This window comes from Curtobacterium sp. JUb34, assembly GCF_003755065.1.
Classification (GTDB): domain Bacteria; phylum Actinomycetota; class Actinomycetes; order Actinomycetales; family Microbacteriaceae; genus Curtobacterium.
Genome location: NZ_RJVH01000001.1, coordinates 923,999 through 950,041, shown reverse-complemented (window position 1 = coordinate 950,041; position 26,043 = coordinate 923,999). Strand labels below are relative to the sequence as shown.

Below are 26,043 nucleotides of genomic sequence, written 5' to 3'. Positions count from 1 at the left end.
CAGCGTACGGGGCCTCGCTAGCCTGGCCGGATGTCGCTGCAGCAGCTCTTCGGTCTCGACGGACGCACCGCCCTGGTGACGGGAGGCAGTTCCGGCATCGGACAGGCGATCGCGGTCGCCCTGGCGGACGCGGGCGCGCACGTGCTCGTCGCAGCTCGGACACGGTCCACCATCGATGCGACGGTCGATGACATCCGTGCCGCTGGCGGCTCGGCCGACAGCATCGTCGCGGACCTGTCCACACGCGCCGGAGCACACGCACTCGCCGATGCGGCTGGCGACGTCGACGTCATCGTGAACTCGGCCGGGATCAACCTGCGGCCTCCGATGGCCGATCTCGACGAGGGCACCTGGGACGCCACGATGGCCGTCAACCTCGACGCGCCGTTCGTGCTCGGGCAGCGGCTCGCGCCCGGCATGGCCGCACGCGGGTACGGCCGCATCGTCTCGATCAGCTCGCAGCAAGCACACCGCCCCTTCGCCGCCAGCGGCGCGTACGGGGTCTCCAAGGCAGGTCTGGAGGCGCTGGCCCGGTCCCAGGCAGAAGCCTGGTCCGCGCAGGGGGTCACCTCCAACGTCCTCGTCCCCGGTTTCGTGCGCACCCCGCTCAACGAGCGGCTCAGCGCCGACCCCGCGGCGGTGTCGGCACTCGCGGCACGGACGCTGGTCGGGCGGAACGGCCTGGCGTCGGACTTCGCGGCGGCGGCGGTGTTCCTCGCCGGCCCCGGGTCGGCCTACGTCACGGGGCAGTCGATCGCGGTCGACGGCGGGTTCTCGGTCCACTAGGTCCTTCGGCGCCTGAGGTACTGGCAGGGCCTGCCTGTGCCCGGGACCGGCTGGCAGGATCGACGGCGTGAAGACACTGGAGTTGCCACAGACGGACCTCACCGCATCCGACGTCGTCGTCGGCCTGATGCGGATCAACGACATGAGCGACGAGGACATCCGCGCGCTCTACAGCGCCTCGCGTGACGCGGGCGTGAACATGTTCGACCACGCCGCGGTGTACGGCGAGTGGCACGGCTGCGAGGAGCGGTTCGGTGCCGCCGTGACGCTGTCGCCCGCGGAGCGCGCAGAGATCGTGCTGCAGACCAAGGTCGGCATCCGGCCGACGCCGAACGGTGCGTACTTCGACTTCTCGTACGAGCACATCCTCGAGTCGGTGGACGAATCGCTCGCCGCGCTGCAGACCGACTACGTCGACGTCCTGCTGCTGCACCGCCCCGACGCCCTGGTCGAGCCGGAAGAGGTCGCGAAGGCCTTCGACGAGCTGCACGCCGCCGGCAAGGTGCACCACTTCGGCGTCTCGAACCACACCCCCGGCCAGGTCGACCTGCTCAAGAAGCACGTCCGCCAGCCGCTCGCGTTCAACCAGGTACAGCTGAGCATCACGCACGCCAACGTCATCGCGCAGGGCCTCACGGCGAACATGGGTGGCCTCGACCAGTCGATCTCCCGCGACAACGACATCCTCAACTACTCGCGGATCAACGACATCACGTTGCAGGCCTGGTCGCCGTTCCAGAAGGGCTTCTTCGACGGCGTCTTCCTCGGCGACCGCGAGCAGTACACCGAGCTGAACGACGTGCTCGAGGAGGTCGCCGCCGCACACGGTGTCACCCCGACCGGCATCGCGGTCGCGTGGATCACCCGCCACCCCGCGCACTTCCAGGTCGTCCTCGGCACCACGAACCCGCAGCGCGTGCGCGACTCGGCGGCCGGCTCGGACGTCGAGCTGTCACGCGAGGAGTGGTACCGCATCTTCACCGCCGCGGGGCACACCGTTCCGTGAGCCCATCGGGCAGGGGGGGTCGTGCTCCACGAACTCGCCCTGCCCGTCCGCCTCTCCTCCCGCGCCGGTTCAGTGGTGGTGCGGAACGCGGTCGACAGCGACCTCGACGCGCTGATGGCGCTGCTCTCCGACGACCCCATCAGCGCTGCGCGTGGTGACGTCGCCGCGCCGGAGGACCGCCCGCAGTACGCCGCGGCCCTTCGATCGATCACGGACGACCCGTCGAACGCACTGCTCGTCGCCGAGGACGAGACCGGACGGCTCGTCGGCACGCTGCAGCTCACCCGGATCCCGGGCATGGCTCGCCGGGGTTCGACGCGGTTGCTGGTCGAGGCCGTCCGCGTGAGCAGCGTGCTCCGCTCCGGCGGCATCGGGAGTGCCCTGATGCGCTGGGTCACCGACGTCGCGGCCCCGGAGCTCGGGACGCCGCTCGTGCAGCTCACCTCGGACGCTGCACGGACCGATGCGCACCGGTTCTACGAGCGCCTCGGCTTCACCGCGTCCCATGTCGGCTTCAAGTACCGCGTCCCCGGCGTCGGCGCGCGCTAGTCGTCGGAGGCGGAGCCGGCAGACCGCGGCGACGGCACGTGCACGTCGACCGGGGACACCCCGGCGGGATCCGCGGAGGCACCGCCCACGACGTCGAACGAGATCCCGAGCATCGCCGGGTCCTCGTCGAGTTCGAGCCCGTCCTCCTTCGCCTGGTCCTCCGGGATTGCACGGCCACCAGACGGGTCCCACGAGTTCGCGATCGACATGCGCACGAGCATGCCCGAGCCGCTTGGCAATCGCCCAAGAAACCCCGGTGGACCCCCGGAACGGTCAGAGGTCGTCCGGGTGCAGCCGCTCGCCGGCCTGCGGGCGCCGGAACACCGGGCCACCGCCGGCCTCGTCCTCGTCGTGGTGGCTGACGGGCGAGACGCTCGGGTCGGCGGAGTCGTCGCCGACGTCGGCGCCACGGTCCTCCTCGATCTCGAGTTCCGCCTCGTCGGAGCCGTCCACGGGGATGGCGGCGCCCTGCTGTTCCGGATCGAACGGTGTGCTCATCGACATGGGCCGAGCATGCTCCGGCCTGGTGAACAACGCGTCAACGCTGTCCGTCCGCCGCGATCAGCTCGAGCTGGGTCAGCGCCACGTCGGTGCCCGCGGTGAAGACGAACGACGAGCCGCCGCCGATGATCCGGAAGACGCGGGTCTGCCCGGCCCAGGTGAACTCGGCGCCGTCGACGGCCGTGACCGTCTCGCCGAGGGACACCTGCCACGAGTACGAACCCGGAGTCGCCACCGTCACCGTGTACAGCGAGGCGGCGGGGCAGTCCACGTCGAACGAGACCGACTCCCCCGCGGCGAGCGCCGACACCGTGCGCCCGGTGTCGTCGACCAGCGGCGACGCCCCGACGGGCAGCAGGTCGACGGGGGCGTCCCGGTAGCCGTGCACCTCGGACGCCGACACCGGGCGGGTGTCCGACGCCCAGCCCTGCGGTTCGGGTGACAGCGTGAAGACGATGTGCGACGCCGACACCACCACGTGGTGCGGGATGCTGACCGACGTCCAGGGCGACCCGTCGACCGTCACCGACGCGACGTACGCACCTGCGGAACCGTCGGCGATCTCGATGACGGTGGGCGTTCCTCCCGGCTGCTGCAGCACCGTCCTGCGGACCGACGGCGGCACGAGCACGTAGGTGCCCGTGGACGGCGCCAGCGGGTACAGGCCGATCGTCGCGAAGACGTACCAGGCGCTCATCTCGCCGTTGTCCTCGTCGCCGGGGTAGCCCTGGCCGAGGTCGGAGCCGACGAACAGCCGCTCCAGCGATTCCCGCACGATGCGGTGCGCGTCGTCGTGCCGCCCGGTGAACATCGGGAAGAACGGGATGTGGTGCGCCGGCTGGTTGGACAGGCCGAGCATGCCCATCCGGACGTCTCGGGCCTCGGTCATCTCGTGGATCGGGAAGCCGTACGCGCCGGAACGGACGGTCGCACCGGTCTCGGGTGTCGCGAAGAACGCGTCGATCGCGGCGTCGAACCGGGCCGGCCCGCCGTGCAGGTCCACGATGCCGGCGCCGTCGTGGGGTGCGGTGAAGGCCGTGCCCCAGGCGTTCGTCTCGGTGTAGTCGTCGCCCCAGTCGCGCGGGTCGAACTCGGTGCCGACCCGCCACGAGCCGTCGGGGTCGCGGCCGATGAAGAAGCCCCGCTCGGAGTCGAACACGTGTCGGTACTGCAGGGACCGCCGGGCGAACCACTCGGCTTCGGCCTCGTACCGGGACAGGTCGGCGGGCGTGTTCGCCCGTGACGCGAGCAGGCCCGCCATGACGGCGAGTCCCCAGTCGTTGATCGCGGCGTCCAGGGTCCAGGACATCCCCTCGGACGTCGCCGTGTCGACGTGGCCGCGGAAGGCGCCCGGGAGGCTCCCCTTCCGTCCGACCCGCTCGTCACGCGGCGGGACGGTCGCGTTCCGGACCGCGCTCCGGTACGCCTCGGCGAGGTCGAACCCGGTGATGCCCTTCGCCGCGAGGTCGGCGAAGACGGTGTCGCTCGTGGTGCCCGTCATGCAGTCCTCGGCGCCGGGGGCGCTCCAGCGCGGGGTCCACCCGCCGTCGTGGTGGTGCTCGACGAAGCCCTGCGCGAGCTCACCGGCGGTCTCCGGGGTGAGGAGCCCGAGGAGCGGCCAGGCGGTGCGGTAGGTGTCCCAGAACCCGTTCGTCGTGGTGAACGGCCCCTCGACGACCTCGGGTCCGGGCTCGTCACGGATCGGGTCGGCGAGGACGGCTCCGTACGGCGAGCGGTGGCGCGGCGATCCGGTCAGGGCGGTCTCGCCGGCACGGTTCGGGTAGAGGAACAGCCGGTACAGGCCGGAGTACAGGCTCGTCAGCTGGTCCGGGGAGGCTCCGTCGACGGAGAGCGTCGCGAGCTTCTCCGTCCACAGCGCCTCGGCGCGGGTGCACATGGTGTCGAAGGTGCCGGCGTCGTCGAGGTTCGCGCGGGCGTCCTCGATCGAGACCGTCGAGATGCCGAGCAGGACGTCGACGGGACGGCCGCCGTCCACGGTCAGCCAGCCGCGCAGCTCGTGCTCGCTGATGCTGGTGTGGTCCGCGGTCACGTGCGGGATCCGGACGTGCACGTGGTGCGGCGGGGTGCCGGGGCGGTCGTCGAGGACGGCCTCGACCATGGCGGTGCCGTCGGTGATCGTCACCGAGACGTCGGACACCCGGCCGTGGTGGTCGAGCACGATGCTGCGGGTCCCGGTGAAGCGGAACCCGAGGGCGAACTCCCCCGCGGTCATCTCGGCCGTGACACCCTGGTCGAGGGCGACGCGGTACCGGTGCGGACCGTCGAGTTCGTCGTCGTGGTCGAACCCGAGGGCACGTGCGGCCCGGTCGACGTCGGGGGTGTCGAGGGGTGACGGCATCACCTGGAACACGCCGCGGTCCCCCATCCACGGCGACGGGATGTGGCTCGTCGCGAAGGCCTGGATCGCCGGCCGGACCCGCCCGTCGGCCTCGGTGCGGGCGTGCTCCTGGTACGCGTACGGCCAGCGGTTGCTCGACGCGTCGGTCATCGGCAGGCCGAACACACCGCCGTGCGGGACGCCGACGAGCGGGGCGTTGTTGCCGCGGGAGAACCGTGATGAAGCCTGCGTGCCGCGGGTGGTGCGGACGTGGTCGAGCGGCGTGGTCGGCGTCGGCCGAGCCGGGCCGATGCGGACAACGTCGAGCCAGCCGCGCAGGGCTGGACGCTCGCCGTCGGCGTCCGACGGCTGCGTGTCGGAGCCGAGCCGGGCCTCCAGTCGGTCGACGACCCGCCCCGCGAACGGCGTGAGGTCCACCACGCGACGGTTCCACTGGTCGACCCACTGCTTGCGGGCCGTGTCCTGCGCGTCGGGCGTGAGCGCGTCGCCGTACTGGTCGCGTGCGTGTCCGCCGTGCGCGGTCTCCTGCTCGCTCAGTCGCGTGCCGTCGGTGAAGACGACGTCGACGGCGAAGGCCGTGGCGTCCCAGAAGTGCGGCAGGTCCGCCTCGGTGGGCTCGACTGCGCCCTGCGGCAGCGTGCGCTCCGGGAACCAGACCCACGACAGCTCGTCGCCGGGTGCGATCACCCGGCCGTCGGAGCCGGGGACGAGCGCCACCACGGCACCGTCACCCGCGGGTCGTTCGACCAACCACCCCTCCGCCGATCCGAAGCCGACACCGTTCCGCGCCGCGACGGCCGTCGTCGGCCCACCGCTCCGTTGCAGTTCTCGCACGGGTCCAGCGTATTTGGTCCAGCGTCTGGACGAAAACGCTCGGCGTGTCAGCCCTTGTTCCGCCCGGGGGCGTTCTCCGAGTTGCCGGGACCTGCGTCCGCAGACGTGTCGGTCGTGGTGTCGGTTGTCGTGTCGGCCGCGCCGTCGGCTGGGTCGGCGCCGTCCTGCGGCTCCTGCACCGGGTTCGAGACCGGCGCGCTCGGCTCCGGACCGACGGACGGCTCCTGGCTGGGCTCGGCGGGCTCACTCGGCTGCTCGGCCGGCTCGGACGGCTCGGACGGCTGCTCCGCCGGCTCGGAGGGCTGCTGCTCGGCCGGCTGACTCGGCTGCTGCGGCTCCTGGCTCGGCTGCTGCTCCTCGCTCGGCTGCTGTTCTTCCTCGCTGGGCTGCTGCTCGGTCGGTGCGGTCGAGGTCGTGTCCGTCGGGGCCGGTGTGCCGTCGTCGTCGCCGTTCAGCGCGAACACCGCGACCCCGATGCCGACCAGCACCAGGACGACCACGACGATCGCCGTGATGATCGGTCCCTTGCGTCGCTTCTCGCGCTTCGCCGGGTCGTCACCGGAGCCCGGTCGGACGGGCGGGGCCGCTGGGGGCACCCCGCCACCTCCGCCGGTCGGGCCGACGGCGCCGCGCTGGGCACCGAGGACGGTGGTCGACACGTCGTCCGCCGCGTTCGGCTGCTGGGCGTCCATCACGCGGGTCGCGTCGTCCGCGCCCGGCTGTCCACCCGGACGGGAGGCACCGCTCGCCGGCATCACGCGGGTCGCGTCGTCCGCGTGCGCGGCCATCGGAGCCGTGGCTGCGGCGGCTGCGGCTGCTCCCGCTGCCGCGCCGGCGCCCGCTGCTGTCAGCGTCCCGGGGCCGCCGGGCAGGAGTTGCGTGGCGGCTCCGGGATCGTCGCGGCCCAGAGCGCGGAGTCGTTCGGCCGCCTCGCCCGCACTCGGCCGCTCGGACGGGTCCTGCGCCGTCATCACGTGCAGGAGCGTGCGCCAGGCCGTCGGCAGGTGCTGGTCGATCTCCGGACTGCGGGTGAGTCGTGCGGTCGCGGACTCGATGGCGCTGCCCGGGAACGGTGTCTTGCCCGTCAGGCACTCGAGCAGCACCAGTCCGAGCGCGTAGACGTCGGCCTTGCCGGTGATCTCCTGCGCCAGGACCTGCTCCGGCGCGAGGTACGCGGCGGTCCCCATCACGGTGCCCGTCCCCGTCACACGCGAGGCGTCACGCAGCAGGGCGATGCCGAAGTCCGCGAGCTTGACGTGGCTGCCGTCGCGCTCGAGGAGCACGTTGGCGGGCTTCACGTCGCGGTGGACGATGCCCTGCGCGTGCACGGCGCTCAGCCCGTCGGCCACCTGTGCGCCGACGCGGGCGGCGGTCGTGGGGTCGAGCGGTCCCTCGCGCAGCCGGGTGGCCAGGTCACTGCCGGGCACGAGTTCCATGACGAGGTACGAGTCGCCGTCGGCGTCGTCGAGGGCTGCGTCGTACAGGGTGACGAGGGCCGGGCTGCGCAGCGTCGCGAGGGTCTGGATCTCCGACTCGGCACGGGCGCGTTCACCGTGGTCGACCGGTCCGATGCGGAACACCTTGACGGCGACCTCACGTCCGAGCTGCTCGTCGACCGCCCGGTACACGGACGCCATGCCACCGTGTCCGAGCGTGCCCGTGACGCGGTACCTGCCGCCGAAGACCCGTTCTTCCATGACGGGCAACCTACCGGTAGCGGCTGACGGCGCTCTGCCGTTCGGGCACGGCGGGGCGGGGCCTGGCGACTTCGTGAGCAGAAGATGTCGGGTGCGGGCGAGCAACCCGACGTCTTCTGCTCACGAAGTGATGCGGTCGACGTCCGGCGCGGGCTCGGCACCGTGGCGGAGCGCCGTCAGGTACAGCCGGTGCGCCGTGATCACGAGGGCGAGCCAGGCGAGTCCGAGCGCCCACGCCGCCAGCACGTCGGTCAGCCAGTGGTGTCCGAGGAACACCCGCGACGCCCCGACCGACAGCACGAACAGGGTGCCCACGACGATCGTCCACACCCGGGTGACGACGCGCGACTGCCGCAGGAGCAGGAGGTACACGATGGTGCCCACGATCACCGTGGAGTTGAGCGTGTGCCCCGACGGGAACGACGGCGACGTCTCGTACGGCGGCACCGCGTCGGACAGCGGCGGACGTGCACGGCCGATGAGGTCCTTGCCCGCGATCGTCATGAGCAACGAACCGCCACTCGCCGCGACCAGGAGCACCAGTGGCGTCCACGCACGGCGCTGGATCGTGAACCCGACCAGGAAGCCGAGGGCGACGATCGGCATCCCGATCGTGCCGGCGATGTCGGTCCACCAGGTGACGAGCGTGTCCGCCGTGGGTGATCGGAGTGTGAGCGCCCAGTCGAGGACGGGTCGGTCGAGCACCGCGACGTCGTCGGCTTCCCGCACGGCGTCGTAGACCTCGGAGGCGATCCACGTGGCGAGGACGGCGACACCGAGACCCACGGCGAGGGTCAGCAGCAGGACGGGCATGGCGCCGAAGCGCTTGCCGAGCGCGGTCCACGCACCGGCGACGCTGCGGCCGGCACGGGAGCGCCAACGGGTCAGGTCGACTTCGCCGACGGTGCGGTCGGCGGCGTCCCCGCGTTCGGTGTGCATCCGTCCACCCTGCCCGAAGGCGCCGGGAGCCGTCCCGGCCGAACGCTTCGCCGGTGAGTATTTGACATGCTACGTTGCAGACGTCACGAGAGAGAGGTTGAACATGCGAGCAACGAAATGGCGAGGGATCACCATCGCGTGCGGGGCACTCCTTGCAACCGTCGCCGGTGTTGGCATCACGGCACCAGCGAACGCGGCGACCGCGAGTGCCGTCGAGACCTACGAGCTCGACGGCATCACCGTGCAAGGGCTCCCGAAGTTCACGAACCATGCGGCGCTCCTCGACTACGTCGCGACGAACTCGGTCAGTACTCGGCTCGACGCGGAGACCGGCAGGATCATCTCGGTCGCACCTGTTCCTCCTGCTGAGCGACAGGCGAAGGTGTCCGTACGGAACACCTGCAAGTCCGGAGATGCGTACTGGGCAGCCGCTGCGACGCCGTACACGAACAACTGCTTCTACGGCTCCGCCGGGACCTACACGTTCCCGAGCGGAGGCACGTTCTCGAGGAAGTTCTACATGGGGAGTCACACGGCGCGCGGGGGCTGGAAGTACGGCGGCAAGCAGAACCACACTCCGAAGCAGGGGCCCGGATCGGTCGCGACGCTCGACACCGTGACACAGATCAACCGCGGCCAGCTCTACTGACCGTGCCCGCTCGGGTGCCCCGTGCCGTCCTCCAGCACGCGGCACCCGACCAGGCGCTGCGGCGACAGCCCGACTAGTCCTTCGCCTCGGAGTACGCACCCACCACCGCGACCGACAGCGGGAACGTCACCGGGAACTCCTGGAACAGCAGGCGTCCGGCATCGACCGCGGCCTCGCGGATCTGCGTCGCCACCCACTCGGCGTGCTCCTCCGGCGCGTGCACCACGATCTCGTCGTGCACGAAGAAGACCAGGTGCGGACCGTCCGTCACCGCGCCGGGGAACCGCGCGGTGAGCCGGGAACGCAGTGACCCCATCCACGCGAGTGCCCACTCGGCCGCGGTCCCCTGCACCACGAAGTTCCGGGTGAACCGCCCCCAGCTCCGGGCCCGCGACTCGACGGCACGCTGCATCGCCGGGGTCCCCTCGACCGTGTATGCCTGGTTCCGCGCCTCGAACCACGACGCCTCCGGCACGGGCGACGTCCGACCGAGCAACGTCGTCACGGGTTCGCCGCGCTCCCCCGCCCGAGCGGCGCGTTCGACCAGGTCCAGCGCGCGCGGGAACGCCCGCACCAGGCGCGGGACGAGCCGTCCGCCCTCGCCCTGGGTGGCGCCGTACATCGCGCCGAGCATCGCCACCTTCGCCTGCTGCCGGGTCTCGACCGCCCCCGAGGCCACCACGCCGTCGTACAGGTCGCGTCCGTCGCCGGCGGCGGCCATGGCCCGGTCACCGGCCATCGCCGCGAGCACGCGCGGCTCCAGCTGTGCAGCGTCGGCCACGACGAGCTTCCAGCCGGGGTCCGCGACGACGGCCCCGCGGATGCCCTTCGGCAACTGCATCGCTCCCCCGCCATCGGCCGCCCAGCGCCCGGTGACGACACCGCCGACCACGTACTTCGGGTGGAACCGGCCGTCGCGCACCCAGTCGTCGAGCCACGTCCACCCGTTCGCCGTCAGGAGCCGTGCGAGTCGCTTGTACTCGAGCAGCGGCTCGATGACGGGGTGCTCGATCTCCTGCAGTTCCCACTTGCGGGTGCTCGTCACCATGAGCCCGGCACGGCGCAGCGACCGCAGGACGTCGGCCGGCGAGTCCGGGTTGAGCGTCGGGTCGTCGAGGCGCTCGCGCACGACGGCGGCGATCTCCTCGAGCCGCCGCGGTCGCACGCCGTAGGGCACACGCGGCCCGAGCGTCTCCTCGAGCAGCCGCTCGTGGACGTCGGCGCGCCACGGCAGGCCGGCGTGCAGCATCTCCGCCGCGACGAGGGCTCCGGCGGACTCGGCGGTCGTCAGCAGCCGGAGCGCGCCGGGTGCCGTCGACCCCGCGACCGCCGCGAGCTGCGCCCGGAACTCGGCGACCGGGTCGACGTCGTCGTCCGGCACCGACGCGGTGAACAGGGCGTCGTCGAAGAGCTGGGCCTGCGTCGGCCGGACGACCCGGACCTCGGCCACCGGAGCGTCGAGCGCGTCCGCCGGTGCCGCCGCGAGTGCGGAACCACGCGCTGCCAGCGCGGCGCGCAGGATCCGTCGGCACAACCGCAGGTCGACGCAACGGCCCACGCGCCCACCGGCGGCGAGGACGGCCGGGTACCAGCGTGCGGTGTCGTCCCAGACCCAGCGCACGCCCGGTGCGTCGTGCGCCGCGACGAAGGCCGGGAGGCCCGGCTCGTCCAGACGGATCGGCTCGCCGTCAGCGGTCCCCGCGTCGGTCAGGGGCGTCGCGAGGACGCCGCCGTCGACGCGGCGGAGGACGAGGTGCACGGGACGATCATGCCGTGCCCCACCGTCACTGGCTGACGGGGTGGCGGGTCAGGCGCGCTTCGGACCGCCGGGGCGCACGGCTGCGGTGTCGGCGACGTCGATGCGGACGTCACCGTCCTCGGCTCGGGACACCTCGACCCGGGGGTCGGCGTCGTGCGCGTCGGACCCGGACATGCGTCGGAAGGTGTCCTGGCGTCGTTCCTCGAACGTCATGTCCACGCCGTCGTCGAGGTGGTCGTGGTCGGGCTTCGTCATGCGCTGCACGGTACGCGCTGACGGCTCCGCGCGATCAGACGGGTGCGGTCCCGGTCCGTTCGGTCCAGTGCGCTCCGGCCGCCCACCGGTCGAGGACCGCCCGGGGCAGGCGACCGGACGCGTTCGAGGCCCGGGCTGTGGCCAGCGGCACGCCGAACACGAACTTCGCCACGCTCTCGTCGCCCTCGGCGGCGTCGTGCGGGCCGGGTGGTGCGAGCCGGAACCGTCGGGCGAAGCGCACCAGGTTCGCCTCGGGACCGAGCACCGCGGCCAGGCCGGGGTCGAGGATCCACGAGCGGCACTGCCACCGCTCGGCGGCGAGCGCCGGCGCGAGGGCTCGCAGGACCTCCGGCGCGCGGGCGAACGACCGGTCGCAGGCGTCCGGGTCGAGCGGCTCGGTCTCCGGGACGTGGATGCCCCAGGCCGGCTGGCCGTCCGGCAGGCGGTCGCCGAGTTCGTACTGGAGGCGCCCCACGGCCACCACCCGACCGGTCGCCACCGAGACGAGCCAGTCCACCCCCGTGCCACGCAGGCCGTACCGGTCGAGTTTCCGGTCGACGTCGGCGACGGACGCCTCGGCCAGGCTGCGCGGGAGCCCCCGCGCCTCGAGCGCCACGGCGTTGCCGGGTACGGCCGCGCGGAACGCGGCGACCAGCAGGGCGTCCCGCTGCGCGGGATCCGCGTCGGCGACGGTGGCGGCCAGTGCGGCCGCCACCGTGGCGGAGTCGTCCGGTGACCCCACGGCGGCGGCGAGGACCGCGACGGACGCGGGACGGGCCTCCTGGCCGGGGGTGTCGACAGTCACTTCAGACCGGACGAGGCGAGCCCGTCCATCATCCGCCGCTGCAGGACGACGAACATGATGAGCACCGGGGCCATGGCCATCAGGCTCGCGGCCATGAGCACCGGGTAGTCGATGGTCCGGTCGCTCGACAGCGTCGCGAGGCCGGCCGCGAGGGGCATGTCCTCGGCACGCGTCGAGACCACGAGCGGCCAGAGGAGCTCGTTCCACGACCACAGCACGGTCGTGATCGCGAGCACGCTGATCGAGGGACGGGCGAGTGGCAGCATGATCCGCCAGAACGTCTGGAACGGGTTGGCGCCGTCCATGCGCGCAGCCTCTTCCAGCTCGGGCGGCATGTTCAGGAACGCCGTCCGCATCAGGAAGGTGCCGAACGCGCTGAACAGCCCCGGTGCGACGATCCCCATCAGGGTGTCGAGCCATCCGAGCCCTTGCACGATCTGGTACTGCGAGATCAGGTACACCTGCGACGGCACCAGCAGGATCGACAGCACGATCGCGAGCAGGACCGCCCGGCCCCGGAACCGCATGCGGGCGAAGGCGTAGCCGGCGAGCGTGCAGAGCACGATCTGCGCCAGCGTGCGGATGATCGTGACGTACACGGACGTGCCGAGCTGGCTGAGGAACGGCAGGCGCTCGAACACCTGCGCGTAGTTCTGCCACTGCAGCTCTCCCGGCCAGAACGTCGGGGTGACGGACTGCACCTGGGCGTTCGTGGACAGCGACATGATGATCTGCCACACGAACGGGAACGCCATCGCGAAGCCGCCGACGCCGAGGACGACGTGGATCCACCAGTGGCTGCCGCCGCGGCGGCCGGGCCGACGTGCGGCCCGTGGCGGTGTGACGGTTGCGGTCATGCCTGCACCCACTTCCGTTGGACGCGGAACTGCACGAGCGTGACGATGCCGATGAGCAGGAAGATCACCATGGCGATCGCGGCCGCGATGCCCTTGTCGTTGTCGATGAACCCGGCGCTGTAGAAGTAGAAGACGAGCGACATCGTCTTCGGGATCACCGGGTTGGTGCTGCCGAGGATGGCGTAGAGCAGGTCGAAGAGCTGGAAGCTCGAGATGGTCGTCACGATGACCACGAAGAAGATGCTCGGGCTGAGCAGCGGGACCGTGACGGAACGGAACTGCCGCCAGCGGCTCGCGCCGTCGAGTTCGGCGGCCTCGTACAGCTCTGGTGGGATGTCCTTGAGGCCCGCGCCGAGGATGATCATCGAGAACCCGAGGGACGACCACAGGCCGACGAAGCTCACCGCGACGAGCGCGAACCCGGGCGTCGAGATCCAGTACGGCCCGTCGATGCCGAACAGTCCGATGAACCAGTTCACGATGCCGTAGTCGCCGTTGAACATGATGCGCCAGACGAGCGCGATCGCGGCCGGCATGGCGACGTAGGGCAGGAAGAAGAGGACCCGGTAGAACTGCGCGAACCGCAGGCCCGGGGTGTTCAGCAGACTGGCGAGCCAGACCGCGATCGGGATGCCGGCCAGGACGATGACCGTGTAGACGATCGTGTTGAGCAGCGACTGGTACAGCTGCGGGTCACCGGCGAGGCGGACGTAGTTGGCGACGCCGCTGAACGTCGCCCCGCCGAACACGCCCCAGCTGGTGAACGAGTACCAGAACGTCTGGATGATCGGCCAGATGTAGAACGTGCCGACGCCGACGAGCAGCGGGAGGACGAACAGCCACGGCCACCAGCCGTCGGTCCGTCGAGGTGCGCGCGTGCCGCCGGCCGCCGGGCCGGGGGCGCCCCGCCCGGACGACCGCGTCGTCCGGGCGGGGGCGGAGGCGGCCTGTGGCCGCTCGGTGTTGATCGTCATCGGCTCGGGACTCACTGTTCCTTGGCGAGGGCGGCGTCCATCTTCTGCGCGAGCTGCTTCGCGACGTCGTCGACCGGGGTCGAACCGTCGAAGGCGTTCGGCAGGAGGTTGGTCTCGAGGGTGTTCCAGGCGGCGGTGTTCTTCGACACCGGCAAGGGCTTGGCGTAGTCGACGGCGTCGAGGAACACCTGGAGGTCGGCGTCCGGCATCGTCTTCGTGAAGGCGGACTGCGTGCCCTCGTAGGCGGGGATGACGGCGCCCATGTCGCCCTGCTGCTGCTGGGCGGTCTCGCCGGCGAGGTAGGCCTGGAGCGCCTGCGCCGCGGCCTTGTTCTTGCTCGCCTCGGACACGACGTTCGAGACACCGTGGATGACGGTCGCCTGCTCCTTGCCCTTCGGCAGGGGGTACACGACGACGTCCTTCTCCATCGCGGTGCCGGTCAGGGCCGAGCGGAACCAGCTGCCGCCCTGGTACATCGCGAGCTTGCCCGACGTGAACCACTGATCGGCGGTGGTGTCGGTGAGCTGCTTGATCGACGGCGAAGCGCCCGAGTCGATCAGGTCCGTCCAGAACTGCAGGCCCGCTTCCGAGGCCTTCGAGGCGTACTCGGACTTCGTGCCGTCGGCGTTCACGACCGATCCCCCGGCCTGGAAGATCGTGTCGTAGTAGGTCGTCTGGCCGTCCATGCCGCCGGCCGCGCCGTACGCGCCGTCGGCCTCGAGCTTCTTGCTGAGCTCGGCGCCGGTCTCCTGGAAGTCGTCCCAGGTCCAGTCCTTCGACGGCAGGTCCATGCCGGCCTTCTCGAACAGGGCCTTGTTCACCCAGACGCCGATGGTGTCGAAGTCCTTCGGCACGCCGTACTGGGTGTCGTCGTACGTGTACAGGTCGTTCAGCGCGCTCGAGTACTTCGCGGGGTCGATGTCACCGGCCTTGACCGCACCGGTGATCGGCGCGAGCTTGCCGTTGGCCGCGTACAGCTGGAAGTTCGGGCCGTTCATCCAGAACAGGTCGGGCAGCGTGTTGCTCGAGCCCTGGGTCTGCAGCTTCGTCCAGTAGTTGGCGAACGGCGTGACGTCGACGCTGACCTTGATGTCCGGGTACTCCTCGTTGAAGCCCTTGAGGTTGGCCTTGATCGCCTTGACCTGGTTCTCGTCCCAGACGGCGTACGTCAGGTTCGCCTTGGTGTCCTTCGCGGCAGCGGTGTAGTCACCGCCGGAGCTCGACGCCCCGGAGGACGTGGAGCACCCGGCGAGGAGTGCGGCCGCGCCGAGCGCGGCGACGGCGCCGACGAGGATCCGGCGGACGCCGGTCCCTCGGGCGGGGATGTGTGCGGTCATCGGGAGGTCCTTTCGCACGGCCGTCAGGAACCGACGGTCTGGGCGGGGTGGGTGGGGTGCGGAGCGGGTCGTGTGGAGGGTGTGGCGGGCCGGCTGAAGTGCGCGATCGTCTCGGCCGGCAGCGGCGGGACGTCGATCGGGACGGAGCCGGTGCGCAGCGAGCGGGTCGCCAGGGCACCGGCGGCGACCGCGGCGCGGGCCGCGATCGGGGACAGCTCCGTCGGTTCGCCGAGGGCGACGGACCGCAGGAACTCGGTCATGGTGATCAGGTCGGCGTCGGCGTGGCCGTCCTCGACGCCGTCGATCGGGTACTCGCGGTCCCCCGCGGTGTCCCAGCCACGACGGTGCGTCCAGACCTTCACGACGCCACCGCCGGTGTCGCCGATGTTCTCGAGGCGGCCCTCGGTGCCGATGACCGTGTAGTTCCGCCAGTAGTCCGGGGTGAAGTGGCACTGCTCGTAGCTGGCCTGCACACCGTTGTCGAGCGTCATCATGACCATCGAGACGTCCTCGACGTCGACGACGGGGTTCAGCCCGGTCTGGGCGAGCGGCGGCCAGTTGTCGTGGGAGAACCAGTCCCCCATCAGCTCGCCGCTGCGGTCCCTCCGGTCGGTGACGTCACCGTAGACGGACAGCGAGCCCATGCCGACGACGCGGCTGGTGTCGCCGCCGCCCAGCGCGTGGATGACGTCCAGGTCGTGGCTGGCCTTCTGCAGGAGCAGGGAGTTGACGTTCGCACGGTCGGCGTGCCAGTCCTTGAAGTAGTAGTCCCCGCCGTTGCCGACGAAGTGCCGGCACCAGACGGCCTTGACCTCGCCGATCTCGCCGCGGTCGACGATCTCGCGCATCAGGCGGACGACGGCCGCGTGACGGAAGTTGTGGCCGACGTAGAGCGGGGTGCCCGTCTCGGCGGCGGTGTTGAGGACCGCATCGGCATCCTCGACCGTGATGGCGAGGGGCTTCTCGAGGTAGACGGCGATGCCCGCGCGGAGCAGGTCGATCGCGATCTCGGCGTGCGTCCGGTCCGGGGTGGTCACGATCGCGGCGTCGACCTGGCCGGTGAGGTCCCGGTGGTGCTCGACCACCAGCGCGTCGGGGTACTCGGCCCGCCCGCGCTCGCGGCCCGCTGCGGTGACGTCCGCCACGGCGACGACCTGCGCCCGCAGTGCCGGTTCCGCGGCGACCGCCTCGGCGACGTGCCGTGCGATGGCGGACCGCTGGCCCATGCCGATCACCGCGACGCGGAGGATCCCGTTGTCAACGCCCATGCTCATCTCGCTCCCTTGCGTGATTGTGACGCCCATGATGCCGAATCGATCATGAATGCACAATAGGCGCTCACGGATCGCTCATGGGTCCACGGCGGGAGGGTTTTACACGATCGAAACGTCACGCCCGGGATCCGGGCGCTCGTCCGCCTGCTCAGTCGGCGACGACGAGCTCCACGCCGGCGCTGGCGAGATCGGCTGCGAAGGCCGGCGATACGGGCTGATCGGTGACCAGGACGTCGATGCGGTCCAGCGGGCAGATCCTGGCGAAGGTCGACCGCTCGATCTTGGTCGAGTCGGCGACCACGATGACCCGTCGCCCGACCGACGCGAAGTGCCGGCTGACCTCGGCCTCGCCCTCGTGCATGGTCGTGGCGCCGTACTGCCCGGTCAGGCCGTCCACCCCGAGGACCACGAGGTCGAGTGCGAACTCGTCGAGGGTGTCCCGGACGAGCGGTCCGACGAGCTCGTACGACTGCCGCCGCGCCACCCCGCCCGTGACCACGATCTTGACGTTGGCGCGGACGGACAGCTCGTAGCCGACGTTGAGCGCGTTCGTCACGATGGTGATCCCGAACTCGCCGTCGGCCCGGATGAACCGCTCGCTCTTGCCGAGTTCACGAGCGACCTCGGTCGTGGTGGTGCCGCCGTTGAGCCCGACGGTCTCGCCGGGCTGCACCAGTCGTGCGGCGGCGCGGGCGATGGCGGTCTTCGCCTCGGCCTGGCGCGCGATCTTGTACTGCAGGGGCAGTTCGTAGCCGGCCCCGAGCGCCGCTGCTCCCCCGTGCGTGCGCGTCACGAGCCGCTGGTCGGCGAGCGTCGTGAGGTCCCGTCGGGCCGTCGCCGCCGAGATCCCCAGCAGCTCCCCGATCTCGGCGATCGACACGTTGCCGCGTTCGCTCACCAGTTCGAGCAGGGCGTTCAGCCGCTGTTGGGGGGTCATGACGGCCATCCTACGGTGCCATCGCGACCGCTCGGTGATCGGAATTGACGCTTTGGTCTTCCATCGCGCACGATCGCTCGCTACGCTTCCTGATCATCGATCACCCGGATCGAACCGGACCGGAAGGCTCCCATGACCGACACCTTCGTGAGCGCCGAACTGGCCTCCCAGCCGGAGACCTGGCGCGCCGCCGCAGCACTCCTGCCCACCTTCTCGGATGCGCTCCCCCAGCCCGGTGAACGCGTCGCGGTGATCGGCTGCGGCACGAGCTGGTTCATCGCGATGAGCTACGCCGTCGCCCGTGAGCAGGCCGGCCTCGGGGTCACCGACGCCTTCGCGGGCTCCGAGTACCCCGCATCGCGCGAGTACGACCGCGTGCTCACCATCAGCCGCTCGGGCACCACGACCGAGATCGTCGACCTGCTGCAGGCCCTGCCGTCGCAGCGCACCGTCCTGATCACGGCCGTCGCGGACAGCCCCGCCGCAGCCGTCGCCGACGACGTGGTCGCACTGCCCTTCGCCGACGAGCGATCCGTCGTGCAGACCCGGTTCGCCACCACGGCGCTCGCCCTGCTGCGCGCGTCGATCGGCGACGACGTCGACGCCCTCGCCACCCAGGCCGAGACCGCCCTGACGGTGCCGATCGAGGACCTGCTCGACGCCGAGCAGGTCTCCTTCGTGGGCCGTGGTGCCGCCGTCGGTCTGACGTTCGAGGCCGCGCTCAAGACGCGGGAGGCCGCACAGTTCTGGGCCGAGTCCTACCCGGCGATGGACTACCGGCACGGGCCGATCGCCATCGCGCAGCCCGGCCGGCTCGTCTGGTCGCTCGGTGCCGCGCCGCAGGGGCTCTCCGACGAGGTCGCCGCCACCGGTGCGCGCTTCGTGCAGCACGACCTCGACCCGATCGCCGGGCTCGTCGTCGTGCACCGGTTCGCCGTCGCCCTGGCCGAGGGTCGCGGGCTGGACCCGGACAACCCCCGTTCGCTGACGCGGTCGGTCATCCTCACCTGATGGCGGGCGCAGGCGCGGTGCTCGGGGTCGACGTCGGCGGCACGGGCACCAAGGCTCGGCTGACCGACACCGACGGACTCGTCCTGGACGAGACCCGGGTCCCGACGCCGCGCGACGACCCGTCGGGGGACCGACTCGCCGTCGCCGTCGCCGACCTGGCAGCCCGGGCGCTCGACCACGGTCATCTCGACGCCGTCGGGCTCGTCACGCCGGGTGTCGTCGACGAGGCCGCCGGCACCGTCGTCCTCGCGGTGAACCTCGGATGGCAGGACGTGCCGGTCCGTGGCCTCGTGCAGGCCGAGCTCGTCCGCCGCGGCATCGACGTCCCGATCGCCTTCGGCCACGACGTCCGCGCCGGCGCCCTCGCCGAGACCCACACCGGCGACACGGCGCTGTCCCGCGGATCGGTCGCCTTCGTGCCCGTCGGCACCGGGCTGGCCAGCGCGCTGGTCGTCGACGGGCAGGTGGTGTCCGGGGGCGGATGGGCGGGGGAGATCGGCCAGGTGCTGATCCCGTCCGGACCGCACGCGGGGCTCCGGGTCGAGGAGATCGCGTCGGCCGGGGGAGTCGCACGCCGCTCCGGCTCCGCATCGGCGCACGCAGCCATGCTCCGGGTGCGTGACGGCGACCCCGTGGCGACCGCCGTCTGGGACGACTGCGTCGCCGTTCTCGCTGACGCGCTCGCGTGGACGACCGCGGTCGCCGGGTGCCACACCGTCATCGTCGGCGGGGGACTCGCCGAGTCCGGCCCGCTGCTGTTCGGGCCGCTGCGCACGGCGGTGGCCGAACGGCTCGTCGGGGTCCGCGCTCCGGAGGTCCTGCCGGCCGCCCACGGCGACGCCGCCGGAGCCATCGGCGCGGGCATGCTCGCTCGGCGGCTGCTCGAGAGCGGGGTCCTGCTGTGACCACGCTCGTCCGCGCGCCGCGCATCGTGACCGCTGCCCCCGACCTGCACCACGGCTGGATCCTCCTCGGCGACGACGCCACCGTGCTCGCGGTCGGTACCGGCACACCGCCGCGCGCAGGCACTGCGGTCACCGTCGAGGGCACCGTCGTACCGGGCTTCGTCGACCTGCACGCCCACGGCGCCCTCGGCCACGACTTCGCGACCTGTTCCACGGAGGACGCCCGGACAGCGGCGGCGCACCACCGGTCGCGGGGGACCACGACCCTCGTCGCCTCGATCGCCACCGGACGCCCCGACGACACCGTCGCAGCGCTCACGCGCCTGCGCCCACTCGCCTCGGACGGAACGCTGGCGGGCGTGCACCTCGAAGGGCCGTGGTTGTCCCCGGCCCGCCGCGGAGCCCATCGGATGGACCTGCTCCACGCCCCGGACCCCCTCGAGGTCGACGCGTACCTGGCGGCCGCCGACGGCGCGCTGCGGATCGTCACCCTCGCCCCCGAGCTCCCCGGCGCCCTGGAGACCGTGGCGCGGTTCGTCGCCGCCGGGATCATCGTGGCGATCGGACACACCGACGCCTCCGCCGAGCAGACCCGCCGTGCGATCGACGCCGGCGCCACGCTCGTCACGCACCTGTTCAACGGCATGCCGCCGCTGCACCATCGCTTGCCCGGGCCGGTCGGGGTCGCCCTGACCGACGACCGGGTCCTGCTCGAGTGCATCGTCGACGGGCACCACCTCGACCCGACCACGATCGGGCTCGTCCAGCGGAGCGCACCGGACCGCCTGGTCCTCGTGTCCGACGCGATGTCGGCGACGGGCTGCCCCGACGGCGACCACACCATCGCCGGGTCCGCGGTCTCCGTCCGCGGCGGTGTCGCGATGCTCGCCGACGGGTCCTCGTTGGCGGGCAGCACGATCACCGTCGCCGACGCGGTCCGCCGACTGTCGACGAGCGGGACCGCCGTGCCCGAGGTCGTCGCCGCCTCCGCCACCCGCTCGGCTCGGCTGCTCGGTCGACCGGCGCCGCTCACGGTCGGCGCACCCGCCGACCTCCTCGTCCTCGACCCCGACACCGGTTCGGTACAGCCGCTCCTGACACCGGCGGTGGTCGCGTGATCGTCGTCGTCACACCGAACCCCGCCGTCGACGTCACGTACCGGGTCGCCGAACAGCGCATCGGCGAGACCCAGCGGGTGCTCGACGTCGCACGGCACCCGGGTGGCAAGGGCCTGAACGTCGGCCGGGTCCTGGCGGCGACCGGTGTCGCGACGCACGCGGTCCTGCCCCTCGGGGAGACGCCCGGCCGCTGGATCTCGGACGCGCTCGACCGCCTGGGCCTCGACCACACCGACGTCGCGGTGTCCGGTACGACCCGCACGACGGTCACCGTGGTCGACGACATCGCCCACCCGACGATGTTCGGCGAGCCCGGCCCGGTGCTCACGGCCGTCGAGTGGGACGCCGTCGCCACGGCGGTCGGCGGACTGCTCGCCGACGCCGACACCACCGCCCTCGTCGTGTCTGGTTCGCTGCCCAACGGAACCGCGCCCGACGTCGTCGCGAGCTGGGTCGCCACGGCGCACGGGCACGGCGTCATGAGCGTCGTGGACTGCTCCGGTGCCGCGCTGCTGGCGGCGGCGAGCGCCGGCGCCACGGTCTGCAAGCCGAACCGCGAGGAACTGCTCGAGGCCACCGGTGCCACGGACGAACGTGCCGGCGCGCTCCGGCTGCTGGAACTCGGTGCCGGTGTCGTGGTGGTCTCCCGCGGGGCGCACGGCATCGCCGCCCACACCGCGGACCACGTGCTCGAGGTCCCGGCGGTACCCGGTGTGTCCGGCAACCCGACGGGCGCGGGCGACGCGGCGACCGCCGGTCTGGTCGACGCTCTGGTCGGCGCGGGTACCCGGCAGGGCCCCGGTGCACCGTTCGCCGACGACACCCTGCTCCGGGCCCTCCGGTCCGCCGCCGCCCACGGGGCCGCCGCCGTCCTGCGCCCGGTGGCCGGCGAGGTCGACCCCGCCGACGTCCACCGCTTCCTGACCCACCCCGACCGAACGAGGACCCCAGCATGATCACCGACCTGGCCCTGACCGGCCTGCTCGACACCGCCCGCACGGCACACCGTGGGGTCGGCGCGTTCAACGTCGTCCTGCTCGAGCACGCCGAGGCCATCGTCACCGGGGCCGAGCGGGCCGGGCTTCCCGTCATCCTGCAGATCAGCGAGAACTGCGTCCGGTACCACGGTGGGCTCGCGCCGATCACGACCGCGACCCAGGCGATCGCCCGGGCCGCCGACGTCGACGTCCTGGTCCACCTCGACCACATCGAGGACCCGGACCTCGTCGCCGCCGGGATCGACCTCGGCGTGGACTCCGTCATGTACGACGGCTCCCACCTGGACTTCGCGGCGAACGTCGCCGCCACCCACGACCTCGCGGTGCGGTGTCACGCCGCCGGCGTCGCCATCGAGGCCGAGCTCGGCGAGGTGGGCGGCAAGGACGGTGTGCACGCTCCCGGCGTCCGCACCGACCCCGTGGACGCCGCCGCGTTCGTGGCCGACACCGGGGTGGACGCCCTGGCCGTCGCCGTCGGGACGTCGCACGCGATGCAGACCCGCGAGGCCTCGGTCGACCGCGACCTGGTGGAACGCCTGCATGCCGCGGTGCCGGTCCCGTTGGTCCTGCACGGCTCATCGGGGCTGTCCGACGACGAACTGCGCGGGGCGGTGCGCGCCGGCATGACGAAGATCAACATCTCGACGCACCTGAACGGCCTGTTCACCCGTGCCCTGCGCACCGTGCTCGACGAGCGCCCCGATCTGGTCGACCCGCGGAAGTACGTGTCGGCGGGGCGCGAGGCGATCTCCACCGAGACCGCACGACTGCTGACGCTCCTGCACGGCTGAGCGGTGGCGGCACGAGCAGCCGCAGTCCTCAGCAGAGCGGGACGTTCACCGCGAGCCCGCCCATGGCGGTCTCCTTGTACTTCGACGACATGTCCGCCCCGGTCTGCCGCATCGTCTCGACGACCTGGTCGAGTGACACGTGGTGCACGCCGTCCCCGCGCAGGGCCATCCGTGCGGCGTTGATCGCCTTGTTCGCCGCGATCGCGTTCCGCTCGATGCACGGGATCTGCACCAGGCCGCCGATGGGGTCGCACGTCAGGCCGAGGTTGTGCTCCATGGCGATCTCGGCAGCGTTCTCGACCTGTTCCGGTGTGCCCCCGAGGACCTCGGCGAGCCCGGCGGCCGCCATCGAGGCAGCGGATCCGACCTCACCCTGGCACCCGACCTCGGCGCCGGAGATCGACGCACGCTCCTTGTAGATCGAGCCGATGGCGCCCGCGGTGAGCAGGAACCGCACCACGGCGTCGTCCCGGTCGGCGGCGGTGATCGCGGGGACGTACGTCAGCGCGTAGTACAGGACCGCGGGGATGATGCCGGCGGCGCCGTTGGTGGGTGCGGTGACGACCCGGCCACCGGTGGCGTTCTCCTCGTTCACCGCCATGGCGACGAGGTTCACCCACTCCATGGCGAACAGCGGGTCGTGGTCGGGGTCCTCGCGGGTGAGCTGCTCGTGCCAGGTGCTGGCGCGGCGGCGGACGTCGAGGCCGCCGGGCAGGCAGCCGTCCCGTCGGACGGAGCGCTCGACGCACGAGTCCATGACGGCGTGGATGCCGAGCAGTCCGGTGCGGACGTCGGCGTCGGTCCGGGTGACCGACTCGTTGGCGAGCGCCACCCCGCTGATCGGCAGACCGGACGCGGCACAGGCGGCCAGCAGCTCGGCGCCGCTCGAGAACGGGAACGGGACACGGTCGTCGACGGGGATCGCCGCGCCCGCGACGACGGCCCCGTCGCCCTCGCCCTCGCTGTCGCGCGCGATGAAGCCGCCGCCGATCGAGTAGTAGGTCTCGTCGGCCAGGTCGGCACCGGATGCGTCACGGGCGCGCAGCCGCATGGCGTTCGGGTGCCGGGGCAGCATGGTCAGGGGGTGCAGCACGATGTCGGCGAGCCGGAACGGTACGGTCGCTCCGCCGTCGAGTCGGAGCACGCCGTCCCTTTCGAGGGCATCGAGCGCCGCTGACATCGCGTCCGGGTCGACGGTCTCGGGGTGGGACCCCATCAGGCCGGCGACCACGGCGCCGAGGGTGCCGTGGCCCTGCCCGGTCGACGCGAGCGAGCCGTACAGGTCGACGGCGACGGACGCGACCGGGAGCCCGGCCACCAGGGTGGCGAACTCGGCACCGGCCCGCATCGGCCCGACGGTGTGCGAGCTCGAGGGACCGACACCCACGCTGAACAGATCGAAGACGGAGACCGGCACGCCGTCACACTAACCCGTCCGGACGGACCGGGTCTCGGACTGGCCGCGCCGAGTCTCAGCGGCGGGCGTTGCCCTCGGCCGGCACCACGAACCACAGGACGACGTAGGCGATCCACAAGGGGCCGGGGAAGAGGCTCAGGATCACCCAGCCGATGCGGACGAGGGTCCGGGACAGGCCGAAGCGGTCGGCGAGGCCGGCGCAGACACCGGCGAGGATACGGCCGTTGCGGGGACGGGAGAGTGTGCTCATGGGGACGACGTTACGCAGTCTCGGGGCGCCCGAGCATCCGGGCCACACCCGGAGCGCAGTGGGGGAAACCCCCGGCCGTACCCCGAGCCGCCGAACGACCCCCGGCACCCGTCAGGGGATCAGCACGATCTTCCCGCGCGTGTGCCGCTGCTCGAGCTGCTCGTAGGCGTCCTGCACCCGGTCGAGCGGGTACGTCGCCGCGATCGGCACCTCGACCTCGCCGTTCGCCACCTGCATCGCGAGGGCCCCGAGGATCTCCGGGTCGGCCGTGTCCGCACTGCCGGATGCCTTCGCACCGACCTCGGCGGCGGCCTCGAACGCGATGATCGTCTCGATGCGGTCGACCGGCACGCCCAGGGCGATCCCCAGGTGCACGTACTCGGGTCCGTAGGTGTCGATGACGGCGTCGATGCCGTTGGTCGCGAGTTCGGTGATCCGCTCCTGCAGCCCCTCGCCGTACGCGACGGGTCGTGCTCGCTTCGACCGGAGCCACTCGTGGTTCACCTCGGACGCGATCGCGATGACGTCGATGCCCTCGTTCGTCAGCAGTTGGGTGACGAACCCGCCGACACCACCGGCAGCCCCGGACACGACGACGGTCTCGCCGGGTCGGGGATCGACGGCACGGACGGCGGCGGCCGCGGTCGTCGCGACGATGTCGAGCCCGCCGGCGACGGTCCAGTCGAGCAGTCGCGGCTTCTGCACGACCTGTTCGGCCGGCACCGACACGTACTCCGCCTGGCTCGCGCGGTCCCACGACCACCCGAGGACCTCTTCACCCTCGTCGACGCCGTCGACGCCCTCGCCGACCGCCACGACGATCCCGGCGAAGTCGGTGCCCTGTCCGGACGGCAGCGCGTCTGCGGACCCGCCGTCGAACAGCCCCTGGCGGATCGCCGACTCGCCGGGGTTGATGCCGGCGGCGCGGACGCGCACGAGCACCCGGCCGGCGGAGGCCTCGGGGGCGGGGACCTCGGCGACGTACAGCACGGACCGGTCTCCCCACTCGTCGAAGCGGACAGCGCGCATGGTCTCCGGGATCACAGTCATCGCGTCCGACGGTACCCCGAGCTCGACGAACGGTCCCCGTGGACCGCTCCATCGGCGCGACGGTGGGAGACTGGGCGACATGCCCATCCTCAACAAGGACATGCAGGTCTGCATGTCGCTCGCGGCCCGGCCGAGCAACATCGGCACCCGGTTCCACAACTTCCTGTACGACGAGCTCGGGCTCAACTTCCTGTACAAGGCGTTCACCACGACCGACCTGCCCGGCGCCGTGGCCGGCATCCGTGCCCTCGGCATCCGTGGCTGCTCGGTGTCGATGCCCTTCAAGGAGGCGATCATCCCGCTCGTCGACCACATCGAGGAGTCCGCCGCCGCCATCCAGTCGGTGAACACGGTCGTGAACGACGACGGCGTGCTCACCGCGTCGAACACCGACTACGAGGCGATCGCCGCACTGCTCGCCTCGCACGACGTCGACACCGCGTCACGCGTGCTGCTCCGCGGTTCCGGCGGCATGGCGAAGGCCGTCACCGCGGCGTTCCGTGGCGCCGGCTTCGACCACCTGACGGTCGTCGCCCGCAACGAGCAGACCGGCCCGGCACTCGCGTCGCAGTACGGCTACGAGTGGGTCGCCGAGGAGCGCGAGGCGGGGGAGACCGACCTGGTCGTCAACGTCACGCCGCTCGGCATGCGCGGCGACCAGCAGGACGCGCTCGCCTTCGCCCAGGACCGGATCGAGGCGGCCCACACGGTCTTCGACGTGGTCGCGTTCCCGTCGGAGACCCCGCTGGTCCGCGCCGGCCGCCAGGCCGGCAAGCACGTCATCACCGGAGCCGAGGTCATCGCGCTGCAGGCAGCACGCCAGTTCGAGCGCTACACGGGCGTCGCCCTGACCGACGACCTGGTGGCGCGCGCCAGCGAGTTCTCGCGCGCCGAGTAGTCGACGCGACCACGAGGACGGACGGGAGGTGGGCCCCACACGCCGGTTCCGGCGTGACGCGCCAGCGGCACGACGGCCGTGACGGGA

26 protein-coding genes are annotated in these 26,043 nt (G+C 71.9%); 10 read left to right on the top strand and 16 right to left on the bottom strand.

The genetic code is table 11. The features are described from left to right. Window positions 1-30: 30 nt before the first annotated feature. The 3 genes from EDF63_RS04600 to EDF63_RS04590 all read left to right on the top strand — a co-directional run bounded on the left by EDF63_RS04600 (window position 31) and on the right by EDF63_RS04590 (window position 2,341). Window positions 31-786 (top strand): SDR family NAD(P)-dependent oxidoreductase, encoded by a 756-nt coding sequence (locus EDF63_RS04600; RefSeq protein ID WP_123311581.1) that lies wholly within the window; start codon window positions 31-33, stop codon window positions 784-786. A gap of 67 nt (window positions 787-853) precedes the next feature. Then, window positions 854-1,792 carry an aldo/keto reductase family oxidoreductase gene (locus tag EDF63_RS04595; RefSeq protein ID WP_123311579.1) on the top strand — a complete coding sequence of 313 codons (939 nt, stop codon included), beginning with the start codon at window positions 854-856 and terminating at the stop codon, window positions 1,790-1,792. Window positions 1,793-1,813: 21 nt separating this feature from the next. After that, window positions 1,814-2,341: a GNAT family N-acetyltransferase gene (locus EDF63_RS04590; protein ID WP_123311577.1), complete on the top strand. Its 528-nt coding sequence runs from the start codon at window positions 1,814-1,816 to the stop codon at window positions 2,339-2,341. Here EDF63_RS04590 and EDF63_RS04585 read toward each other — a convergent pair. From EDF63_RS04585 to EDF63_RS04565, 5 genes are all read right to left on the bottom strand, one after another. Continuing rightward, a complete protein-coding gene (locus EDF63_RS04585) occupies window positions 2,338-2,550 on the bottom strand; it encodes a hypothetical protein (RefSeq protein ID WP_148061724.1) in 213 nt (70 codons plus the stop codon). The two genes, EDF63_RS04590 and EDF63_RS04585, sit on opposite strands and share 4 nt — an antisense overlap. Window positions 2,551-2,614: 64 nt before the next feature. Further along, on the bottom strand, window positions 2,615-2,845 hold the full coding sequence (locus EDF63_RS04580; protein WP_123311573.1) for a hypothetical protein: 231 nt from the start codon (window positions 2,843-2,845) through the stop codon (window positions 2,615-2,617). Between the two features lie 34 nt (window positions 2,846-2,879). Beyond that, window positions 2,880-6,035 carry a GH92 family glycosyl hydrolase gene (locus tag EDF63_RS04575; protein ID WP_260232973.1) on the bottom strand — a complete coding sequence of 1,052 codons (3,156 nt, stop codon included), beginning with the start codon at window positions 6,033-6,035 and terminating at the stop codon, window positions 2,880-2,882. A 47-nt stretch (window positions 6,036-6,082) separates the two neighbouring features. After that, entirely contained in the window at window positions 6,083-7,732 is a 1,650-nt protein-coding gene (locus EDF63_RS04570) for a serine/threonine-protein kinase (RefSeq protein WP_123311571.1), read from the bottom strand. Between the two features lie 120 nt (window positions 7,733-7,852). After that, window positions 7,853-8,671 (bottom strand): phosphatase PAP2 family protein, encoded by an 819-nt coding sequence (locus EDF63_RS04565; protein ID WP_123311569.1) that lies wholly within the window; start codon window positions 8,669-8,671, stop codon window positions 7,853-7,855. 103 nt (window positions 8,672-8,774) lie between these two features. Between EDF63_RS04565 and EDF63_RS04560 the strand changes: the two genes are divergently transcribed. Further along, window positions 8,775-9,320: a hypothetical protein gene (locus tag EDF63_RS04560; protein WP_123311567.1), complete on the top strand. Its 546-nt coding sequence runs from the start codon at window positions 8,775-8,777 to the stop codon at window positions 9,318-9,320. 73 nt (window positions 9,321-9,393) lie between these two features. Here EDF63_RS04560 and EDF63_RS04555 read toward each other — a convergent pair whose 3' ends face one another. The 8 genes from EDF63_RS04555 to EDF63_RS04520 all read right to left on the bottom strand — a co-directional run bounded on the left by EDF63_RS04555 (window position 9,394) and on the right by EDF63_RS04520 (window position 17,518). Next, the gene (locus tag EDF63_RS04555) at window positions 9,394-11,079 is read right to left on the bottom strand and encodes a bifunctional 3'-5' exonuclease/DNA polymerase (RefSeq protein WP_123311565.1); all 1,686 of its coding nucleotides are present in this window, start codon (window positions 11,077-11,079) and stop codon (window positions 9,394-9,396) included. 48 nt (window positions 11,080-11,127) lie between these two features. Beyond that, window positions 11,128-11,334 carry a hypothetical protein gene (locus EDF63_RS04550; protein WP_111083557.1) on the bottom strand — a complete coding sequence of 69 codons (207 nt, stop codon included), beginning with the start codon at window positions 11,332-11,334 and terminating at the stop codon, window positions 11,128-11,130. 34 nt (window positions 11,335-11,368) lie between these two features. Beyond that, the gene (locus tag EDF63_RS04545) at window positions 11,369-12,139 is read right to left on the bottom strand and encodes a hypothetical protein (RefSeq protein WP_123311563.1); all 771 of its coding nucleotides are present in this window, start codon (window positions 12,137-12,139) and stop codon (window positions 11,369-11,371) included. Beyond that, complete coding sequence (locus EDF63_RS04540) at window positions 12,136-12,996, bottom strand: carbohydrate ABC transporter permease (RefSeq protein ID WP_185021287.1); 861 nt, start codon at window positions 12,994-12,996, stop codon at window positions 12,136-12,138. Before EDF63_RS04540 ends, EDF63_RS04545 begins: the two co-directional genes overlap by 4 nt. After that, window positions 12,993-13,970 carry a carbohydrate ABC transporter permease gene (locus EDF63_RS04535; RefSeq protein WP_123311561.1) on the bottom strand — a complete coding sequence of 326 codons (978 nt, stop codon included), beginning with the start codon at window positions 13,968-13,970 and terminating at the stop codon, window positions 12,993-12,995. The genes EDF63_RS04540 and EDF63_RS04535 overlap by 4 nt, the downstream gene beginning before the upstream one ends. An 11-nt stretch (window positions 13,971-13,981) precedes the next feature. After that, the gene (locus EDF63_RS04530) at window positions 13,982-15,307 is read right to left on the bottom strand and encodes a sugar ABC transporter substrate-binding protein (protein ID WP_123311559.1); all 1,326 of its coding nucleotides are present in this window, start codon (window positions 15,305-15,307) and stop codon (window positions 13,982-13,984) included. A gap of 23 nt (window positions 15,308-15,330) precedes the next feature. Then, window positions 15,331-16,581 carry a Gfo/Idh/MocA family protein gene (locus EDF63_RS04525; RefSeq protein ID WP_123311557.1) on the bottom strand — a complete coding sequence of 417 codons (1,251 nt, stop codon included), beginning with the start codon at window positions 16,579-16,581 and terminating at the stop codon, window positions 15,331-15,333. Window positions 16,582-16,729: 148 nt separating this feature from the next. Beyond that, on the bottom strand, window positions 16,730-17,518 hold the full coding sequence (locus EDF63_RS04520) for a DeoR/GlpR family DNA-binding transcription regulator (protein WP_185021286.1): 789 nt from the start codon (window positions 17,516-17,518) through the stop codon (window positions 16,730-16,732). Between the two features lie 132 nt (window positions 17,519-17,650). Here EDF63_RS04520 and EDF63_RS04515 point away from each other — a divergent pair, with 132 nt between their 5' ends. Genes EDF63_RS04515 through EDF63_RS04495 form a run of 5 tightly spaced genes read left to right on the top strand, consistent with a single transcriptional unit; the run spans window position 17,651 to window position 22,341 of the window. After that, window positions 17,651-18,529 (top strand): SIS domain-containing protein, encoded by an 879-nt coding sequence (locus tag EDF63_RS04515; RefSeq protein ID WP_123311553.1) that lies wholly within the window; start codon window positions 17,651-17,653, stop codon window positions 18,527-18,529. Next, window positions 18,529-19,434 carry an ROK family protein gene (locus EDF63_RS04510; protein WP_123311551.1) on the top strand — a complete coding sequence of 302 codons (906 nt, stop codon included), beginning with the start codon at window positions 18,529-18,531 and terminating at the stop codon, window positions 19,432-19,434. Before EDF63_RS04515 ends, EDF63_RS04510 begins: the two co-directional genes overlap by 1 nt. Next, window positions 19,431-20,552, top strand: coding sequence for an N-acetylglucosamine-6-phosphate deacetylase (gene nagA, locus EDF63_RS04505; protein ID WP_123311549.1), 1,122 nt, complete (start codon window positions 19,431-19,433; stop codon window positions 20,550-20,552). Before EDF63_RS04510 ends, nagA begins: the two co-directional genes overlap by 4 nt. Further along, complete coding sequence (locus EDF63_RS04500) at window positions 20,549-21,508, top strand: 1-phosphofructokinase family hexose kinase (RefSeq protein ID WP_123311547.1); 960 nt, start codon at window positions 20,549-20,551, stop codon at window positions 21,506-21,508. Before nagA ends, EDF63_RS04500 begins: the two co-directional genes overlap by 4 nt. Next, the gene (locus EDF63_RS04495) at window positions 21,505-22,341 is read left to right on the top strand and encodes a class II fructose-bisphosphate aldolase (RefSeq protein WP_123311545.1); all 837 of its coding nucleotides are present in this window, start codon (window positions 21,505-21,507) and stop codon (window positions 22,339-22,341) included. The genes EDF63_RS04500 and EDF63_RS04495 overlap by 4 nt, the downstream gene beginning before the upstream one ends. Window positions 22,342-22,369: 28 nt before the next feature. Here the strand turns inward: EDF63_RS04495 and EDF63_RS04490 are convergent, their stop codons facing one another. The 3 genes from EDF63_RS04490 to EDF63_RS04480 all read right to left on the bottom strand — a co-directional run bounded on the left by EDF63_RS04490 (window position 22,370) and on the right by EDF63_RS04480 (window position 25,058). After that, entirely contained in the window at window positions 22,370-23,758 is a 1,389-nt protein-coding gene (locus EDF63_RS04490) for an L-serine ammonia-lyase (protein ID WP_123311543.1), read from the bottom strand. Window positions 23,759-23,813: 55 nt separating this feature from the next. Next, window positions 23,814-24,008: a PspC domain-containing protein gene (locus EDF63_RS04485; protein ID WP_123311541.1), complete on the bottom strand. Its 195-nt coding sequence runs from the start codon at window positions 24,006-24,008 to the stop codon at window positions 23,814-23,816. A gap of 111 nt (window positions 24,009-24,119) precedes the next feature. Next, window positions 24,120-25,058, bottom strand: a complete 939-nt coding sequence (locus tag EDF63_RS04480) for an NADP-dependent oxidoreductase (protein WP_260232972.1) — start codon at window positions 25,056-25,058, stop codon at window positions 24,120-24,122. Window positions 25,059-25,137: 79 nt separating this feature from the next. Here EDF63_RS04480 and EDF63_RS04475 point away from each other — a divergent pair, with 79 nt between their 5' ends. Next, a complete protein-coding gene (locus EDF63_RS04475; protein WP_123312209.1) occupies window positions 25,138-25,956 on the top strand; it encodes a shikimate 5-dehydrogenase in 819 nt (272 codons plus the stop codon). Window positions 25,957-26,043 lie beyond the last annotated feature (87 nt).

What these genes read in the sequence shown, in the direction of transcription:
- EDF63_RS04600 (WP_123311581.1), top strand. Translation starts at nt 31, where the DNA reads ATGTCGCTGCAGCAGCTCTTCGGTCTCGACGGACGCACCGCCCTGGTG.
- EDF63_RS04585 (WP_148061724.1), bottom strand. Translation starts at nt 2,550, where the DNA reads ATGTCGATCGCGAACTCGTGGGACCCGTCTGGTGGCCGTGCAATCCCG.
- EDF63_RS04580 (WP_123311573.1), bottom strand. Translation starts at nt 2,845, where the DNA reads ATGTCGATGAGCACACCGTTCGATCCGGAACAGCAGGGCGCCGCCATC.
- EDF63_RS04570 (WP_123311571.1), bottom strand. Translation starts at nt 7,732, where the DNA reads ATGGAAGAACGGGTCTTCGGCGGCAGGTACCGCGTCACGGGCACGCTC.
- EDF63_RS04565 (WP_123311569.1), bottom strand. Translation starts at nt 8,671, where the DNA reads ATGCACACCGAACGCGGGGACGCCGCCGACCGCACCGTCGGCGAAGTC.
- EDF63_RS04560 (WP_123311567.1), top strand. Translation starts at nt 8,775, where the DNA reads ATGCGAGCAACGAAATGGCGAGGGATCACCATCGCGTGCGGGGCACTC.
- EDF63_RS04550 (WP_111083557.1), bottom strand. Translation starts at nt 11,334, where the DNA reads ATGACGAAGCCCGACCACGACCACCTCGACGACGGCGTGGACATGACG.
- EDF63_RS04540 (WP_185021287.1), bottom strand. Translation starts at nt 12,996, where the DNA reads ATGACCGCAACCGTCACACCGCCACGGGCCGCACGTCGGCCCGGCCGC.
- EDF63_RS04535 (WP_123311561.1), bottom strand. Translation starts at nt 13,970, where the DNA reads ATGACGATCAACACCGAGCGGCCACAGGCCGCCTCCGCCCCCGCCCGG.
- EDF63_RS04530 (WP_123311559.1), bottom strand. Translation starts at nt 15,307, where the DNA reads ATGACCGCACACATCCCCGCCCGAGGGACCGGCGTCCGCCGGATCCTC.
- EDF63_RS04525 (WP_123311557.1), bottom strand. Translation starts at nt 16,581, where the DNA reads ATGAGCATGGGCGTTGACAACGGGATCCTCCGCGTCGCGGTGATCGGC.
- EDF63_RS04520 (WP_185021286.1), bottom strand. Translation starts at nt 17,518, where the DNA reads ATGACCCCCCAACAGCGGCTGAACGCCCTGCTCGAACTGGTGAGCGAA.
- EDF63_RS04515 (WP_123311553.1), top strand. Translation starts at nt 17,651, where the DNA reads ATGACCGACACCTTCGTGAGCGCCGAACTGGCCTCCCAGCCGGAGACC.
- EDF63_RS04510 (WP_123311551.1), top strand. Translation starts at nt 18,529, where the DNA reads ATGGCGGGCGCAGGCGCGGTGCTCGGGGTCGACGTCGGCGGCACGGGC.
- EDF63_RS04495 (WP_123311545.1), top strand. Translation starts at nt 21,505, where the DNA reads ATGATCACCGACCTGGCCCTGACCGGCCTGCTCGACACCGCCCGCACG.
- EDF63_RS04485 (WP_123311541.1), bottom strand. Translation starts at nt 24,008, where the DNA reads ATGAGCACACTCTCCCGTCCCCGCAACGGCCGTATCCTCGCCGGTGTC.
- EDF63_RS04480 (WP_260232972.1), bottom strand. Translation starts at nt 25,058, where the DNA reads ATGACTGTGATCCCGGAGACCATGCGCGCTGTCCGCTTCGACGAGTGG.
- EDF63_RS04475 (WP_123312209.1), top strand. Translation starts at nt 25,138, where the DNA reads ATGCCCATCCTCAACAAGGACATGCAGGTCTGCATGTCGCTCGCGGCC.